The organism is Spirosoma litoris (genome assembly GCF_054776755.1).
In genome coordinates this window covers 109262-127147 of sequence record NZ_BAAHBI010000075.1, presented here as the reverse complement: position 1 = coordinate 127147, position 17886 = coordinate 109262, and the positions used below count along the sequence as shown (strand labels likewise).

At 47.9% G+C, this 17886-nt stretch carries 12 protein-coding genes; 6 read left to right on the top strand and 6 right to left on the bottom strand.

The window, feature by feature from the left end; genetic code table 11:
* Nucleotides 1-46: 46 nt before the first annotated feature.
* A complete protein-coding gene (lacZ, locus tag ACYVGR_RS35755) occupies nt 47-3346 on the bottom strand; it encodes a beta-galactosidase, LacZ type (RefSeq protein ID WP_460965420.1) in 3300 nt (1099 codons plus the stop codon).
* A gap of 139 nt (nt 3347-3485) precedes the next feature.
* Between lacZ and ACYVGR_RS35750 the strand changes: the two genes are divergently transcribed.
* On the top strand, nt 3486-4433 hold the full coding sequence (locus tag ACYVGR_RS35750) for an alpha/beta hydrolase (RefSeq protein WP_460965419.1): 948 nt from the start codon (nt 3486-3488) through the stop codon (nt 4431-4433).
* Between the two features lie 96 nt (nt 4434-4529).
* On the opposite strand, the gene ACYVGR_RS35745 is transcribed toward ACYVGR_RS35750, so the two are convergent.
* Complete coding sequence (locus ACYVGR_RS35745; protein WP_460965417.1) at nt 4530-5069, bottom strand: DUF2911 domain-containing protein; 540 nt, start codon at nt 5067-5069, stop codon at nt 4530-4532.
* 205 nt (nt 5070-5274) lie between these two features.
* Here ACYVGR_RS35745 and ACYVGR_RS35740 point away from each other — a divergent pair, with 205 nt between their 5' ends.
* Nucleotides 5275-6123 (top strand): phosphatase PAP2 family protein, encoded by an 849-nt coding sequence (locus ACYVGR_RS35740; protein WP_460965415.1) that lies wholly within the window; start codon nt 5275-5277, stop codon nt 6121-6123.
* Nucleotides 6124-6133: 10 nt separating this feature from the next.
* On the opposite strand, the gene uvrB is transcribed toward ACYVGR_RS35740, so the two are convergent.
* The 3 genes from uvrB to ACYVGR_RS35725 form a co-directional block, all read right to left on the bottom strand.
* Complete coding sequence (gene uvrB, locus ACYVGR_RS35735; protein WP_460965413.1) at nt 6134-8155, bottom strand: excinuclease ABC subunit UvrB; 2022 nt, start codon at nt 8153-8155, stop codon at nt 6134-6136.
* A gap of 389 nt (nt 8156-8544) precedes the next feature.
* On the bottom strand, nt 8545-9318 hold the full coding sequence (locus ACYVGR_RS35730) for an SDR family NAD(P)-dependent oxidoreductase (protein ID WP_460965411.1): 774 nt from the start codon (nt 9316-9318) through the stop codon (nt 8545-8547).
* Nucleotides 9319-9422: 104 nt separating this feature from the next.
* Entirely contained in the window at nt 9423-11081 is a 1659-nt protein-coding gene (locus tag ACYVGR_RS35725) for a UxaA family hydrolase (protein ID WP_460965410.1), read from the bottom strand.
* Nucleotides 11082-11390: 309 nt separating this feature from the next.
* Here ACYVGR_RS35725 and ACYVGR_RS35720 point away from each other — a divergent pair, with 309 nt between their 5' ends.
* The 4 genes from ACYVGR_RS35720 (at nt 11391) to ACYVGR_RS35705 (ending at nt 16406) form a co-directional block, all read left to right on the top strand.
* Nucleotides 11391-12545, top strand: a complete 1155-nt coding sequence (locus tag ACYVGR_RS35720) for an acyltransferase family protein (protein ID WP_460965840.1) — start codon at nt 11391-11393, stop codon at nt 12543-12545.
* Between the two features lie 3 nt (nt 12546-12548).
* Nucleotides 12549-14252 (top strand): adenine deaminase, encoded by a 1704-nt coding sequence (ade, locus tag ACYVGR_RS35715; RefSeq protein ID WP_460965409.1) that lies wholly within the window; start codon nt 12549-12551, stop codon nt 14250-14252.
* A 95-nt stretch (nt 14253-14347) separates the two neighbouring features.
* Entirely contained in the window at nt 14348-14947 is a 600-nt protein-coding gene (locus ACYVGR_RS35710) for an RNA polymerase sigma factor (RefSeq protein ID WP_460965407.1), read from the top strand.
* A 187-nt stretch (nt 14948-15134) separates the two neighbouring features.
* Nucleotides 15135-16406, top strand: coding sequence for a replication-associated recombination protein A (locus tag ACYVGR_RS35705; protein ID WP_460965405.1), 1272 nt, complete (start codon nt 15135-15137; stop codon nt 16404-16406).
* A 229-nt stretch (nt 16407-16635) separates the two neighbouring features.
* Here the strand turns inward: ACYVGR_RS35705 and ACYVGR_RS35700 are convergent, their stop codons facing one another.
* Nucleotides 16636-17886: a glutamate-5-semialdehyde dehydrogenase gene (locus ACYVGR_RS35700; protein WP_460965403.1), complete on the bottom strand. Its 1251-nt coding sequence runs from the start codon at nt 17884-17886 to the stop codon at nt 16636-16638.

Sequence of the window (17886 nt, the reverse complement as noted above, 5' to 3'; positions counted from 1 at the left end):
GCTATAAATTAACCTAATTGCTGATTTTGATACTTGATCCGAGTGGCTAACGCGGTAAAGATAAGTTAACCTCTTCTGTAATCTTTGTGCGAACATCTACCGGCCGCATTCGGAACGAGTATGTGTAAGGCTTGTTGGCTGGAAGCAAATAGTCGGGATGAACGCGCGGTGACCAGCTATCGTCGCCCCCAAGACCCATCTGCGCCATGTCGATGTTTAAAACAGTTACGTTTCCGCGTTCAAGGTCTTGCGTATTGGGTTGCTTGGCTTTGAGTAAAGCCGTATCGGTATAATCGCGTGCGTTGATATTGAGTAGCGAATTGTTACTCATATCGCTCATAAATAGAATTCCAAATCCCTGTTCGTCGGTAAGTTTAGCCCAGCGTACATCGGTTTTATTGCCATTTTCCTGCGCCATTGTATAGGGGAAAAACTGGTTCGCTACTTTCGATTCGTAGAGTCCAACTTTGGCCGCGTCTTTCCGATCGGCGTAACTCTCAAATGGGCCGCGCCCGTACCAGGTGAAATTGGTAAAATTTGTTGGTAACTGAACCTGCATCCCAACTCGGGCTAGTGGCGGCAAGGTGCCTGAAGGCGTGTAGGTTGTTGTAACCTGTATATCGCCGGTGCCATATACAATGTAGTCCGTTTGCTGACGTAGGTTGCCACCAGCAGCCACCAGGTCGTTTGTGCAGCTAATCCGCACCATTTGCGGCCGAGGGTCTAGTTTAAATTCAACAGGGCGCGCTTTGATGGTGTCTACTCCAGCCTTCCGCCAACGAGTTGCATAAGAAGCCTGTCCACCGCCTTCATCATTGTCGGTAGGTACCCGCCAGAAACTTGGCTGAAGACCAGGCTCTGCACTCCGCTCTGCCGTGGAGGCTTGTGCCAGCAGGTTTTTGCCTTTATAGATCCATTGGCTCAGTGTTCCTGTACCTTTATCAAAAACAACGGCGAATTCTTTTCCGCGGATCGTGACTACCGCTGGTGTGGCTGTCATCTTAACCGCTGGAATTCGGTTCATACCCATAACGATGGGCGTTGGCGAATCGGTTTTAATTGGGAATTGCCCGGAAGCGACTTCATGACCAGCAGGTGCCCAACTGGTTGCCTGCTTTAGCCGAACACTTACGTTAAGAAAATACTCACCCGATTGCGCGCTTCGCTCCGCTAGTGCAGCCGCAGAAGGGCGTGCATTCCCATCAATCTGCCGGGTATCAATGGTGGCGTTAAGCTTAACGGGAAGTGTCAATACCTGCGTTTGTCCTGGTTTGGCCACCAGATTACTTTCGCCACCCCGTTGAATCACTTCCCCATTTCGAATCAACTCCCATTCTAATCGGAAGGGCTCGAGTGATTGGAAATCATAGGTATTCCGGACGTTAAGCTTAACGGGTTGGCCAGGCACTAAGGGAGCTGTCGTATTTAATTTTACGTATTGATAAACTAGTTTTACTTCGTTAATTTCAGGTTGGGGTGTCCGATCTGGGTTAACCAGGCCATCGCAGGCATTCGCTCCATCGATGTAATTAATATGGTCGGTGAACTCTTTACCCGCTTTATTTTTCAACCGCAAACCCTGATCGACCCAGTCCCAAATGAAGGCGCCCTGCATGCGTGGATATTTGTCGATAGCCGCCCAATAGTCTTTCAAATTACCGACGCTATTTCCCATCGCGTGCGCATATTCGCAAACGATAACGGGCCGATGAGGATCTTTTTCCATGAGTTTCACCATGTCATCGACAGATGGATACATGGTTGAGATAATATCAAAGTTGGTCAGCGAGGTATTGTTATAGGGTTGCCGACCTTCGTAATGAATGGGACGTGTAGGGTCAATGAGCCGCATAATGTCGGCCATGTCTTTAAAATTCTGACCCATGCCCGTTTCATTACCCAGCGACCAGATGACAATAGAGGGGTGATTTTTGTCGCGCTCGACCATCGCCCGACCACGTGCTACAAAGGCATCGCGCCATTCGGGTTTGGCGGCTGGTGTCTGGCCTTTGCCCCACAAATCATGACTCTCGATATTAGCTTCATCAATGACATACAGGCCATATTCGTCGCAGAGATCATACCAGTCTGTTACGTTCGGATAATGCGATGTGCGGACGGCGTTGATGTTGTATTGCTTCATCAGCTTTATGTCTTGAATCATTGATTCCCGACTAATGACCCGGCCCGTGTTAGGGTCAAATTCGTGGCGATTGACACCCTTATACGTAACGGCCTTTCCATTAACTAAAAGCTGACCGTCAGTTAATGTCATCTCGCGAAAACCTATTCGTTGACTAACTGCTTCCGACGCTTGCCCATCTGCCCCAATCAACTGAGTTATAAGCGTATAAAGAGCGGGCGTTTCGGCACTCCAGAGCAACGGTGCTTTAATGTCTTTTTTTAGTCGAAAAAGGGCTTCCTGGCCCGCATCGGTGGCATTTTCGGAACTGATTGTCTCCGAAAAAATAACGGTTCGTTTAGGATCATATAAGGTAAACCGAATCCTATATGGGGCTTGTGTGCCCGTAGTCAGATGGCGAACATTAGCTGTGAGTCTTAAGCTGGCATCGCGGTATTGATCGTCCAGGTCGGTAACAACAGTTAAATCCCGAAGATAGGTTTTAGGAGTAGCGACTAGAAAAACATCACGAAAAATGCCCGAAAGACGCCAGAAGTCCTGATCTTCCAGATAGCTTCCATCCGACCAGTTGATGACTTCAACGGCTAGTAAGTTCTCGCCTGCTTTGAGCTTGTCTGTAATTAGAAATTCAGCAGGTGTCATGCTGTCTTCGTGATAACCAACCGGTTGCCCGTTCAGATAAACCCGGCAGGTTGATTGCACCCCGGCGAAGTGTAAAAATATCTCGCGGTCCTGAAAGGATGCTGGAATCGTAAACCGCATCCGGTATAAACCAACCGCGTTCGTGTCAGCTGTAATGCGTGGAGGAGTGACCGGAAATGGGTGCTTAATGTTCGTAAAAATCGGGCGATCATAAGGTCGTCCTTCCCGAGCGCCTACTACTTGCCAATTCGAGGGTACAGGCAGGTTATCCCAGTTTTGATCGTTGGTTGTGGGTTGGTAGAAATCGACCGGAATTAGTTTGGGATGTTTGACCCAGCGAAATTTCCAGCTGCCATTGAGAAGTTTAACATGAGGAGAGGTGCGCCAGTCGGAGGCATTCAGCGCTTGTTGCTCGGTGGCAAACGGAATTAAGTTTGCATGAGGCTTCTCGGTATGTTGACTAATTACTTGGGGATCTTCCCAGTCGGGTAGGGTTTGGGCTTGGCTGCTGGTGAGCCGTAAAATTGTTAAAAAGATAGGGAGGAGTAAGCGTTTGTGCATTATGGGTTCGTTTAAGGAATAACACAAGCGAGCTGTTTGGGCCAGCGAGCGTCGGATAAAGAATTCACTAATTCGCGATCAATGGCTTATACGGCGTAAATTTCGCATAAATTAACCGCCTTTCACTGTCTATAAGCCCATGTCGATACGTAGTTTACTAATTTGTTCGTACCTGGTCGTGCTGACATTAACCGCTTCGGCCCAATCTCGCCGACGTGCTCAGCTAACAACCCCACAAAGTAATGGCCCTGTTCCGGTAGTAGCTGCCCCGCAAGTTCGGCTGTTAGAAAGCCTGGTTATGAATAGTTCGCTGATGAACCAGGCTGTTAAATTCTCGATTTATCTGCCCCCTGATTACTATGTGTCGAATCGGCGGTATCCAGTCGTTTACCTGTTACACGGCTTAGGCGACAACGAAACCGGCTGGGTGCAGTTTGGTGAAGCCGATCGAATTGTCGACGAAGGTATTAAATCAGGCCAATTGCCGCCAATGATTATTGTCATGCCCAATGCCTGGGCTACCTTTTATGTAAATGATTATCAGAACAAAGTTCGGTATGAAGACATGTTTGTACAGGAATTGATTCCCCACATCGATTCCATGTTCCGGACCCGTACCGAACGTACGTATCGGGCTATTTCAGGGTTATCGATGGGAGGGTTCGGTTCATTGACATTAGCCATGCACCATCCCGAATTATTTAGTGCCTGTGCGGCTCTCAGTGCCGCCGTCCGAACCGACGAAACATTCGCTAGTGTACCTGATGAGCGTTATAATACTGTTTATGCGCCCATATTTAGCGGTCCCGTTAAAGGTCAGGAGCGACTGACACTTGCCTGGAAACGGAATAGTCCTATTACGTTGGCAAAATCAGCTCCTGAAAGCGATCTGACGAAAGTGCGCTGGTACATCGACTGTGGGGATGATGATGCACTGACAGTTGGCAATGCGATGCTCCATATTGCCTTGTTGGAACGAAAAATTCCGCACGAGTATCGTGCCCGTGATGGCGCACATACCTGGTCGTATTGGCGTAGTGGATTGCCTGATGCGTTAAAGTTTATAGGGGAAAGCTTTCACCATTAAATTTCCAAACCTAAGGTTTTAGAAACCTTATAGGTTGACAATGAAAAGCCGCGTAGTTTATCCACTACGCGGCTTTTTTATTTACTTGAAGTATGTTTAATCATTATTTGTTCGTTTCTGAACGGGTATAATGGCTTCGGTTTCGTCCCATGCCAGAATCATATCGGTACCTGTTGCCGACGGCGAAAAGCTGATGTAAAACTGTTCAGCCATTGGGCTATGTTTCCGTGATGCTACGGGCACACGAAGCACGTCTTTTGTTTGATCATAACTGGTACCCCATTGGCCAGTTTCGCTATTAAAAATAGCAATCCAGCCATCAGCGGATGGAATCGTCCAAAGTGTGTACTCGCCTTTGTCTAAAGGTTGTCCGGCTATAACCACATTTTGATCGAATTCAATGACCGTAGCCTCGTTGGCTCCTGTCCGCCAGACTTTTCCGTAAGGAACCAGACCGCCGAAAATCTTGCGTCCTTTCTTGTAAGGCTGGCAATAATCTACTTTTATTTTCAGACCATTCTGGTCGACCTGAGCAACAGCTTCGGGGCTACTGGATTTGGTCCAGCTGCGCAGTGAGAAGAACCCAATAAGTACAACGGCAGCAATAATGCCGAGGATAATTAGTAGACGTTTCATAGAGGTTTCGTGGTTTGACCTGACGGCCTGCAAGGTAAGGATAATTTGTAAGTTGCAGGCTTCCATGTGTGGCTGACAAAAGTCAATCGCCCACTTCATCGACCAAACTGGGCACATGCTACCCGGTCCGAATCCAGGACAGGCAATCCGGCCACAATAGCCAATTGACTAACTTTGTAGATCTCATTTTTTATAGCATAAAGTTATGACATACCCGATAATAAAGTTTTGCCTGACACTAGCATTTTTTTTAACGTATACGCTTAGGGGACATGGTCAATCGGACACGAGCAAAAATTCTCCGTATCGGGTTTACACGGCCTATGAACTACCGGGTTCAGTTGCTTTTCTGGGTGCCTCGATTCTGGGATTTCGAGCGTTAGACCGGACGGCGACCCTAACCAGTGATGATATAGCAAAACTTGACCCCAGCCAGATTAATGCATTTGATCGACCTGTCGCCTACTTCGACCCCGCCCGCTTTGAGGCAGCCCAGACGCGATCCGACCTGTTTCTGAATCTATCCATCGCCAGTCCGGTTCTGCTCATGTTAAGTTCCAGGATGCGAAAAGATGCGTTAGATTTGTTAGGCTTGTATACAACGGCACATGCAGTAAACAACATTATTTATTTTGCCTCAGCATTTCCAATTCGGCGAGCCCGACCGCTGACCTATAACCCAGCACTGCCACTAGAGCTTAAGACGGGTGAAGCTAAAAGTAATTCATTTTATAGTGGCCACGTTTCGTTTAGTACCACGGCTACTTTCTTTGCAGCTAAAGTGCTGACCGATTATTACCACATCAAAGGCTGGAAGCGGTTAGCCATCTTTACCGGGGCCGCAATTCCGCCTATTCTGGTTGGCGTCAATCGAATGGAAGCGGGTAAACATTTCCGAACCGATGTGATCACTGGCTTTATTATTGGAGCTACATGCGGTATTGGGATTCCGGAACTTCATAAACTCACTCGTCGAAATAACCGGTTATCACTTAGCCCTGACCTCCTGCCCAACGGAGCACGGGGGCTACGGGTCAGCTACGCCCTTAAGTAATCCAGATAACTCACACCGTTTCCTTCTTCAACTTATCCCGCAACTGAAACAACTCATCGCGTAAACGAGCGGCCTCCAGGAAGTCGAGGTCTTTGGCGGCTCGTTCCATTTTCGATTGGGTTTCGTTAATCATTTTTTCCAGATCGCCTTTGCCCATGTAACGAACCACAGGATCGGCAGCAATGCGGATTTCTTCGGGTTCGACGTAGAAATGTTTCGCTTTCGAATCGGCCACTTTGGTTTGGCCTATGATGGCTTCTTTGGATTTCAACACGGTCATTGGGGTGATACCATTATCAGCGTTATACTCCATCTGGATGGCCCGCCGACGGTTGGTTTCATCAATCGCTTTCTCCATTGAACCCGTAATCCGGTCGGCATACATAATTACTTTTCCGTTCGAGTTTCGGGCTGCCCGACCAATGGTCTGAATGAGTGACCGAATGTCGCGCAGAAAGCCTTCTTTATCGGCATCCATGATGGCTACCAGCGATACTTCGGGCAAATCAAGCCCTTCGCGCAATAGGTTGACACCGACTAATACATCGAAGTTACCCAATCGCAAGTCGCGCAGAATTTCAACCCGATCCAGGGTTTTTACTTCCGAGTGAATGTAACGGGTTTTAATGCCAACCCGGTCGAGGTATTTGGTCAACTCTTCGGCCATCCGTTTGGTGAGGGTCGTCACTAAAACACGCTCTCCATTTTTTATACGGCTATCGATGGATTCGAGCAGATCATCAATCTGGTTAAGGCTTGGGCGAACCTCAATTTCAGGATCTAGCAAGCCAGTTGGTCGTATAAGCTGCTCTACGATAACGCCATCGCTTTTACGAAGTTCGTAGTCGGAAGGAGTTGCTGACACATAAATCGATTGCCCCGATAGATCTTCAAACTCCTGGAACGTTAGCGGTCGGTTGTCCATTGCCGATGGGAGCCGGAAACCGTAGTCGACAAGCGCGGTTTTACGAGAGCGGTCGCCACCCCACATCGCTCTGATTTGCGGAATTGTCACGTGGCTTTCGTCAATTACCATCAGGTAATCATCCGGGAAATAATCCAGCAAACAGAAGGGGCGTTGACCGGGTTGGCGTCGGTCGAAATAGCGGGAATAGTTTTCAATACCTGAACAGTAGCCCAACTCCCGCATCATTTCAAGATCGAACTCAGTACGTTCCTGAATACGCGTAGCTTCCTGTTCCCGCATCTCCGATTCGAAGTACCGTACCTGCGCCACCATGTCGTCCTGAATTTCGTGGATGGCATTGTTTAGCGTATCCCGACCCGTGACGAACAGATTGGCGGGGAAGATCGTAACCATAGTCTCGTTCGAGATCTTGCGGCCAGTGCTGGGGTCAATCTGCTGGATCGTTTCGATCTCGTCGCCGAAGAAAATGACCCGGTAAGCAAAGTCGGCGTAGGCAACATAGAGATCGACCGTATCGCCTTTAACGCGGAAGTTACCTCGTTGAAAATCGCCTTCCGTGCGACTATACAGGATACTAACCAACTGATGCAGAAACTGATTGCGGCTCATTTGCTCGCCCACCCCAATCCTTACTACGTTCCGCTTAAATTCTTCAGGATTTCCCATGCCGTAGATACACGAAACCGATGCTACCACAATTACATCGCGTCGGCCGCTCATCAGTGCCGACGTTGCCGCGAGTCGCAGTTTGTCGATTTCTTCATTGATGGCAAGGTCTTTCTCGATGTAGGTATTTGTGGTAGCAATGAACGCTTCCGGCTGATAATAGTCGTAGTAAGAGATGAAGTACTCAACCGCATTTTCGGGGAAAAACTGCTTGAATTCGCCGTAAAGCTGAGCCGCCAGTGTTTTGTTGTGGCTCAGTACGAGTGTTGGGCGGTTGGTTTGCGCAATGAGATTGGCTACGGTAAAGGTCTTGCCCGATCCAGTGACCCCAAGTAATACCTGCGCTGGTTCGCCTTCATTTATACCCTTGACCAGCTTCTCAATCGCTTTCGGTTGGTCGCCGGTGGGTTGAAATTCAGAAGTTAATTTGAAGTTCATTAGTTGCGTTTAGAATCTGGCTAATTTACGAAGATTTGGGGTGGATTGCAAGGACAGTCTTGTTATAATCACCTGCAAATTCATACCCTGTTCGATCATCAGAGACCCGATGAATCCCGATTCTATTAGTAACCTATTTCAGCCTATAAACGTTATTGGTTGGCCGGTGAATTCTGTATTATTTGATTATGGAAGGGAGGCTTGATGGAAAGTATTAGGTTCTTATTTTTATCATCCCGACTTCAGGAGGGATCTCAAACTTGACTATTATGCAGCTTGAGATCCCTCCTGAAGTCGGGATGACAAAAAGTGATCACATTTTTCTGTAGCGTGAGCAGTTTAAAACAACTCAGCGATGGCAGTCAGGATTTCAAAAAATCTAGAACCTACTAATTATTCAATCTAGTAAAGCCACCATCAATTGGATAATCGCATCCGGTTATGAAACCGGCCTCGTCGGAACAGAGGTATAAAGCCAGGGCACCAATTTCTTCGGGCTCAGCCATTCGGCCGATGGGTTGCGTTTTCGAGAGTTTTTCGAACATCTCCGCTTCCCGACCCGGATATGTTCTGGCAATGAACCCATCTACAAAGGGCGTGTGCACCCGCGCAGGCGAGATACAGTTGCAGCGAATATTATCTTTCAGGTAATCCTTGGCAATGGATAAGGTCATAGTCAAGACGGCACCCTTACTCATGGCATAAGCGAAACGGTCAGGAATACCGACTGTAGCAGCTATCGACGCCATATTCAGAACTACACCGCCACCATTGGCTTTCAGATGCGGAATGGTCGCATGAAGGCAATTGTACACACCTTTAATGTTAATGCGGTAAATCCGGTCGAAATCGGCTTCGGTCGTCGTTTCTACGGTGCCTATGTGTGAGACACCTGCATTATTGACCAGAATATGAATTGGTCCCAGTTCGGCTATCTGATTGACAAGCTCCACTGCCTGTTGCTGATTCGAGACATCAATCGCATGGCTAACGGCCTGACCACCTGCCTGTTTTATCTCGTCAACGGCCTGCTCTGCCTGATCTTTATTAAGATCAAGGATATGAACAGAAGCACCTGCCTGGGCAAACGTCTTTGAAATAGCCAGCCCAATACCACTAGCTCCCCCCGTAACGAGGGCGGTTTTGTTTTTAAGTGAGAACATAGTTGAATGAGTGAAAGAGTGAATGAGCGCAAGAGTGAATAGCTGGCGCGAAATAGTCCGCCGGATGGGGTTCGCTCTTTCACTCATTCACTCTTTCGCAATTGTTAAAGTGAAACACCCCGTTTCCAGGGGATAAAGTCGTCTTGGCCTAATCGTTCGGCTTGGGTGATTGTCTCGCCCGACGCCAGTTGGATAATGTATTCCAGCAGAGAATCGGCATTTTGAGCAATGCTTTGTTCGCCGTCGATGATGGGGCCGCTATCGAAATCAATCACATCGGGCATCCGGTTTTTAAGGACCGTATTTGTTGAAACCTTAACAACTGGGCAAACGGGATTGCCTGTCGGGGTACCGAGACCAGTGGTAAACAGAATGACGTTTGTACCTGAACCCGCCATGCCTGTGGTTGCTTCAACATCGTTTCCGGGTGTACATAGGAGGCTAAGGCCGGGCGTTGTGGCTGGTTCTGCATAATCCAGTACATCGGCTACCGGGGCCGTTCCGCCTTTTTTGGCTGCACCTGCCGACTTAATTGCATCGGTGATGAGGCCATCCTTGATATTTCCTGGTGACGGATTCATGTCGAATCCTGACCCAACGGCTTCTGCCTGAGCCGAGTACTCGCTCATCAAGGTGATAAATTTCTGGGCTTTAGCTGTGTCTTCAGTACGATTGATGAGTTCCTGTTCTACGCCGTTTAGTTCAGGAAACTCAGCCAGCACGGTTTTACCGCCCAGCGACACGATGGTATCCGACAGATGACCGAGTACTGGATTCGCTGAAATGCCCGAAAAACCATCGGAGCCACCACATTTCAGACCAACAGTCAAAGCACTCAATGGGGCCGGTTTTCGTTCGATTTTATTGATTTCGATCAGGCCTAGAAACGTTTCCTTGATAGCCTCCGACATGAGCGCGTATTCGGTACCAGCCTGTTGCTCAAATAAAAGAAGAGGCTTATCGAACTTCGGATTCTGCCGTTTAATTTCAGCGGAAATCATATCAGTTTGCAAATGCTGACAACCCAGGCTAAGCACAGTTGCTCCCGCTACATTAGGGTTGTTAATAAACCCTGCCAATAGCGAACACAAATACCCAGAATCCTGCCGAGTGCCTCCGCAGCCCATTTCGTGGGTCAGGAATTTAATCCCATCGACGTGCTGAAAAGGACGTTTTTTAGCCTGATTGCTCACCTGATTAGGCTCAATAAATGGCTGCATCTTTTTAATGACATCCATTTCGCCCGCTTTGTAAAGGCTCAACAACTCATGAACGTTTTCGCGATAGATTTCGGGTTGAGCATAGCCCAGTTCACGTTCGAACGCATCTTTCAGAATCAGCACATTCCGGTTCTCGCAGAAAACCAGCGGCACAACGAGCCAGTAGTTGCGTGTGCCGACGCTACCATCCGCGCGATGATAACCCATGAACGTCCGTTCCTGCCAGTTCGAGACATCGAGTGGCTCCCAGGAAAAAGGTTGTTTTTTGTCGAGGCCGTACCGATCAGCATCGTGTTTTAAATTGAAGGTAGTAATCGGTTCTCCCCGCCGAATGGGCTGAGTTGCTTTACCAACCAGCACACCATACATAGTGATCGGATCGCCGGGCTGACGGTCTTCGGTCACGAATTTATGCTTAGCGCCAACGGCATAAGGCAAAACGTAGGTATCGTTCTCAAATTCAATGTGCTCTCCCGCCGAGAGATTGCGAAGTGCCACAATGACGTTATCGCCGGGATGAACTTTCAATACACGGGCATTCATCAGAAAAACTGGTTTAAAATAGCTGGTCAGGTGGTGGTCAGCAGTGGTCAGGTAGGGTCAGGAATTATCAGACTGTTACCAACCTTTGACTACTCCTGACAATTCTTGACCACACCTGACCATTACCTAACTAATTCATTAAAGAGACGCAATAAGCCGAAATATACCACCTCTCTACAAAAACTTTATTCATGTTGTTGCGAATGTGGATGCCATTGCCAAGTTTTAAGACTTAATTCCTACCCGTTACCGATGCCTCCACTTTCTGATGTAAACAAAACCGGCTTTCTGGCTGGTCGACTAATGTCTATGGACGCCTATCGGGGTTTTGTTATGACCTTGATGGCCGCCGAAATTCTGCAATTTGATCATCTCCATGAAGCGTTTCCAGATAGTGCTTTCTGGGCATTTCTGGCTCACCATCAGAGTCACGTTGCCTGGGCTGGTTGCTCCTTGCACGATCTGATTCAACCTTCTTTTTCATTCCTGGTTGGTGTGGCCCTCCCGTATTCAATTGCGAGCCGGGTTAAACAAGGGCAATCGTTTTCTGTGCAGTTGTGGCATGCGTTTCGGCGATCATTGATTTTGATCTTGCTCGGCATTTTTCTGCGATCTACCCATGCCGATCAAACGAGATTTACGTTTGAAGATACGCTAACCCAAATCGGTATGGGCTATACATTTCTATTCTTAATTGGAAGTGCTTCTAAAGCTCGAACCGCCTGGATTGCATTAGGTGTAATTTTAGTGGGTTATTGGCTAGCATTTTTGCTTTATCCTGTCCCGAATGGCATAGCTTTTGATTATAGCGCCGTGGGTGTTCCGGCAGACTGGCCCGAGCATTATACTGGATTAATGGCCCATTTTAATAAGAATAGTAACCTGGCCTGGGCTTTTGATACCTGGTTTTTGAACCTGTTCCCTCGCGAAAATCCATTTTTGTTCAATGGTGGCGGTTATGCTACACTTAGCTTCATTCCTACCCTCGGAACAATGTTGCTAGGTTTACAAGCGGGTTTATGGCTGCGGTCTGGAATGACACAGCGCGACATTCTGAAATACTTCCTAATTGCCGGTGCCATAGGGCTGGCTAGTGGTGTTTTGCTGCATGTGACCGGAATTTGCCCCATTGTGAAACGAATCTGGACACCAGCGTGGGTATTATTTAGTGGTGGCTGGTGCTTTTGGCTGCTTGCTTTCTTTTATGGTGTTATCGATGTGGCCGGTCGTCGGGGATGGGCGTTTCCGCTGGTTGTGGTGGGTATGAACTCCATCGCGATTTACTGCCTGGTGCACCTCATTGACAAGTTTATTATCAAATCCTTCTATACGCACCTGGGGCATGGACCTTTTCTGGTGTTTGGGGCCACTTATGAGCCATTGCTAATTGGCTTCGCTACACTGGCTATTTTTTATCTTATTCTCTGGTGGATGTACCGCCGTAACCTATTTATCCGAATCTAATTTATGATCACGGCTAATATCCTGAATCTCTTTGACCAAACGATTTTTTATGGTTCGATCATCGTCGAAAATGGGCGGATTAACGAGATTCAGCGCCTTGGGCCTGAACGCTCAGGCGAACCTTATGTATTGCCCGGTTTTATAGATGCCCATGTTCATATAGAAAGCTCGCTATTAACTCCCCCGCAGTTTGCCCGATTAGCCGTTGTTCACGGAACAGTTGCTACCGTCTCGGACCCACACGAGATTGGGAACGTGCTTGGCGTTGCCGGGGTGCATTATATGATTGAGGAGGCTAGTCGCGTTCCCTTCAAATTTATGTTTGGGGCACCTTCCTGTGTTCCGGCTACCACGTTCGAAACAGCGGGTGCTACCATTAGTGTTAAGGATGTTCGAAAACTGCTGGCATTAAAGGAAATAGGCTATTTAGCTGAAATGATGAATTTCCCCGGCGTACTGAACCAGGACCCTGATGTAATGGCTAAAATCGCCTTGGCCAATGCATTTAATAAGCCCGTTGATGGACACGCCCCCGGATTAATAGGCGAGGATGCCCAGCAATACATTGATGCGGGTATCACTACCGACCATGAATGCTTTACCTACGAAGAGGGTCTTGATAAGGCGCAACGGGGTATGAACATTCTTATTCGAGAAGGTAGTGCCGCTCGTAATTTCGAGGCTCTGATTCCCTTACTGGCTGAGTTTCCGCAGCAAATTATGTTCTGCTCCGACGATAAGCATCCAGACACATTGGCGGAAGGGCATATCAATCAGCTCGTTATACGGGCTTTGGCAAAAGGCCATTCGCTTTGGAATGTACTTCGGGCTGCTTGTTTGAATCCCGTCCTGCATTATCGATTACCAGTTGGTCTTTTGCGTGAAGGTGACCCTGCCGATTATATTGTGGTTGATAGTTTACAATCATTCACGGTTCAACAAACGGTTATTAATGGGGATATCGTAGCCGAAAATGGTAAGTCGAACATTCCAGATTTGCGGAGTGATCATGTTAATCAGTTTAGTTGTTCGCCGAAGAAGCCAGAGGATTTTGTGGTGAACGCAGTGTCTTCAGGTGCAATCCGTGTCATTGAAGCTCTCGACGGCCAGCTGATCACCAATGAACTTCATCTTGAACCTAAACTAGAGAACGATCAAATCGTACCAGATTTAGAACGGGATATTCTGAAAATGGCGGTTGTCAATCGGTATCAGGATGCGCCACCTGCTATTGCCTTTATCAAAAACTTTGGCTTACAACACGGCGCTATTGCCTCGTCGGTTGGTCACGATTCGCACAACATTACAGTGGTGGGTTGTGATGATGAAAGTATTTGCAAGGCGGTAAATCTGGTGATCGAATCTCGGGGTGGCCTATCGGCCGTTGCTGGTACGAAACCGCACGAACATGATGATGAAGTGATGAGCCGCCGTGAGTTTTTGCATTTAACGACTACACCGGAGTCGTACTTGCTTCCGTTACCGGTAGCTGGTCTGATGACGGATGTAGATGGGTATGATGTAGCAGGTCAATATACATTGCTGGACCAATTTGCGAAGGAAGAATTAGGAAGTACACTGGCGGCTCCATTTATGACTTTATCCTTTATGGCTCTGTTGGTTATCCCAGTCCTCAAATTAAGCGATAAGGGACTGTTTGATGGGAAAAGGTTCACTTTTGTATCTATTCAAGTGGGAAATCAGTAACCATAAAATTTTTTTTTAAGTACTTTTTTAAATTCTATTTTTTATGGGTAAGTTTACACACTCCAAGGCTATTCCTAACCTTTACCCTCTCTATCATGGCTCGCTCCCGTACTCAAATCGGACCCGACGACGAAACTCTCTGGAATTTGTTTCGTAGCGGTGATGAAAATGCGTTTGCCCGACTGTACCAAAATTATGTTCAAACCCTTTACCATTATTGCGCCCACTTTGCTACTGACCGGGCTCTGATTAAAGACTGCATCCACGACCTATTTGTTGAGCTCTGGAAGCACCGTGCCACCATCGGACCAACGACTTCCGTACGGTTTTACCTGATGGCTTCGATTAAACGTAAGCTGGTTCGCCACCTAACGGCTGAACAGAAATTAGTGAGTCAGGATGATATGGTAAATGGTCGACGCGTTGGCGACACGCTTCCCGGCGCTGATCCATCCCACGAAAATTTACTTATTGCCCACGAGGAAGATTCGTTTATGAACGATTGCCTGCATCAGGCCCTCGAAAAACTCCCCCGCCGTCAGCGTGAAGCCGTTCACCTGCGGTATTTTCAAAATATGAGTAACGAAGAAATTTCGGCCCTCATGCACATTAACATTCAGTCTGTTTACAATTTGATTTTCGGAGCCATGAGCAACCTAAAGCGTTATGTTACGCTCGAAAATGTGTCGCTCTGACGCTGACTATTCTTAACCTATTCTCCAACCCGGTAGCTCTTTATGAACTATCGGGTTTTTCTTTGGTCAGTAGCGTGGACTTCCAGTTCGCGTAGCCGAAGGCTAATTTGTCTGGTAAAATTGATAGCTACATGTTAGCCTTCGACTACGCGGATTTCCATCCACGTTACTTTCGTAACTTCGTTGAATGAATACAGACTCAACGCCTTTACCCGAGCGGGTACGTCCTCGAACACTAAATGACGTTATTGGTCAGCGTAAACTTATTGGACCTAATGGAGCGCTTCGGCGGGCGGTAGATTCTGGTCGGTTACCCTCCATGATTTTATGGGGACCTCCAGGAGTTGGCAAAACTACCCTGGCACTATTATTAGCCGAAGCGGTTAAACGGCCTTTTATTGCTCTGAGCGCAATCAATTCGGGCGTGAAAGAAATTCGCGATGTGCTGAGTCGCCCAAGTGGAATGTTCCCTCCCGTGGTTTTCATCGACGAAATTCACCGATTCAATAAAAGTCAGCAAGACGCTCTGCTTGGAGCTGTTGAGAAAGGACAGATTACGCTCATTGGGGCTACTACCGAAAATCCATCGTTTGAGGTAAACAGTGCGTTACTATCGCGCTGTCAGGTCTATATTCTGGAAGGGCTTGATCGAGAAGAACTGATTCAGGTAATTGACCGGGCGATTGCTCAGGATGCCTTTTTGCAATCAAAAAAAATTACAGTTGACTCGTACGACGCGTTGCTTCGGCTATCAGGTGGCGATGGGAGAAAGCTACTAAACCTTCTGGAACTGGTTGCATCGGCTCACGTATCGGCCGATCCGTTAGTGATTACCGACGAAGGCGTGACGACCGTAGCGCAGCAAAATATTGCCCGCTATGATAAGTCAGGTGAGCAGCATTACGACATTATTTCAGCTTTTATCAAATCGTTGCGTGGTTCCGATCCAAACGCGGCTTTGTACTGGATGGCCCGGATGATTGTAGCCGGTGAAGACCCGATTTTCATTGCCCGACGTATGCTGATTATGGCCTCGGAAGATATAGGCAATGCCAACCCAACGGCGATGATTATGGCCTCAGAAGCGGTACAGGCAATTCGTGCGATCGGTATGCCCGAAGGACGGATTATTTTGTCGCAGGTAGCGGTCTATCTGGCAACATCGCCTAAGAGCAACGCGAGTTATGTTGCTATCGATGAGGCCATCGCTCTGGCAGAGCAAACGGCTCATTTGCCAGTGCCTTTGCATCTGCGTAATGCGCCTACTAAGCTGATGAAGCAGATTGGCTACGGGAAAGACTATCAGTATTCACATGCCCACGAAGGCAACTTTGCTCAACAAAACTTCCTCCCCGACGACCTTAAAGGCCATAAGCTCTACGAACCCGGCCACAACGCTCGCGAAGCCGAAATCCGTCGGAGTTTACAGAAGTGGTGGGGAGACTGGTATGGGTATTGAAAATATCAATGCCGTTCCTTTTGTACGTTGGCGTCAAACGAGAAGTATCGCTGAATGACTATTGGCTGTATTGTTTTTATGTAGCTATCAAGCAAGAACATTTCCAAGTGCTTACTTTCTGTGTGACCCAGATGGGGTCAAATGTATATAGTAGTTAGAACCTTTCTATAAACATCTGACCCCATCGGGGTCACACAAAATATCGCGTAGTTTAATACGGCGTCTCCGCTTACCAACGCACCTGCCCGTCACCCACAACAATCCACTTCTCAGTAACTAATTTCTCTAGCGCGAATGGGCCACGAGCGTGGAGCTTTTGCGTTGAAATGCCGATTTCAGCACCTAAGCCAAATACACCACCATCGGTGAAGCGGGTCGACGCGTTCGCATAGACGGCGGCTGCATCGACTTCGCGTAGGAATTGCTCAATAAGCGATTGATCCTGAGAGACAATCGCTTCGGAGTGGCGAGACGAATAGGCCTGTATATGCGACAAGGCTTCGTCCAGACCAGCCACAACTTTTACGGCACATTTATAGTCCAGAAACTCGCGACCGAAATCTTCTGGCTGTGCGTGTTGCAGGTTTGTATAGCCCGCTTTCTCAAAAATGGCATAAGACGGCTCATCAGCAAAAACTTCTACGTTCCATTTATTGAAATCAGCGGTTAGCATAGGCAGAAAACGTTCAGCAATGGCCTCATCAACCAGCACACAGTCGAGGGAGTTGCAAACCGATGGGCGCGAAACACGGGCATTCACAACAATAGCGGCTGCTTTATCTAAATCCGCAGTTTGTTCAACATAAGCGTGGCAAACGCCAGCACCCGTTTCGATAGTGGGTACCAGTGAGTTTTTACGCACAAACTGAATCAGTGATTCCGAACCACGTGGGATAATGATGTCTACATAACGTGTTGCAGTGAGTAACTCATTAACAACCGCCCGGTCGGGTGGGAGCAAGGTCACGGCGGCTTTGGGTACCCCAAACTCAACGAGTACGCTTTGAATCAGGCTAATAAGATATCGGTTCGAGAAGTCGGCTTCCTTGCCACCTTTTAGCACGCAGGCATTACCTGAACGTAGGCACAAGGAGGCCACATCGACGGTTACGTTTGGTCGAGCTTCGTAAATAACACCTACTACGCCTAGTGGTACAGCAATTTTCTTAAGCTGCAAGCCCTGTTCAATGGTACGCTCCAGAATAACTTCTCCTGCCGGATCGGGCAATACGGCTACTTCGCGTAAGCTTTTCGAAAGATCAGCTACGCGGGCTTCTGTCAGTTTAAGCCGGTCGTATTTAGGATCGGTTGCCGGCATTCGATCGAGGTCTTTCTGATTTTCAGCGACGATTTCGGCAGTATGTTCTGCTAAAATATCGGCAAGCCGATTGAGTAAATCAGTTTTTTCAGCGGGGCTAAGCCGCCGAACGGCTGCTGCAGCTTGCTGAGTAGCCTGGAGAAGTGGCGTAATTGGAGTCAT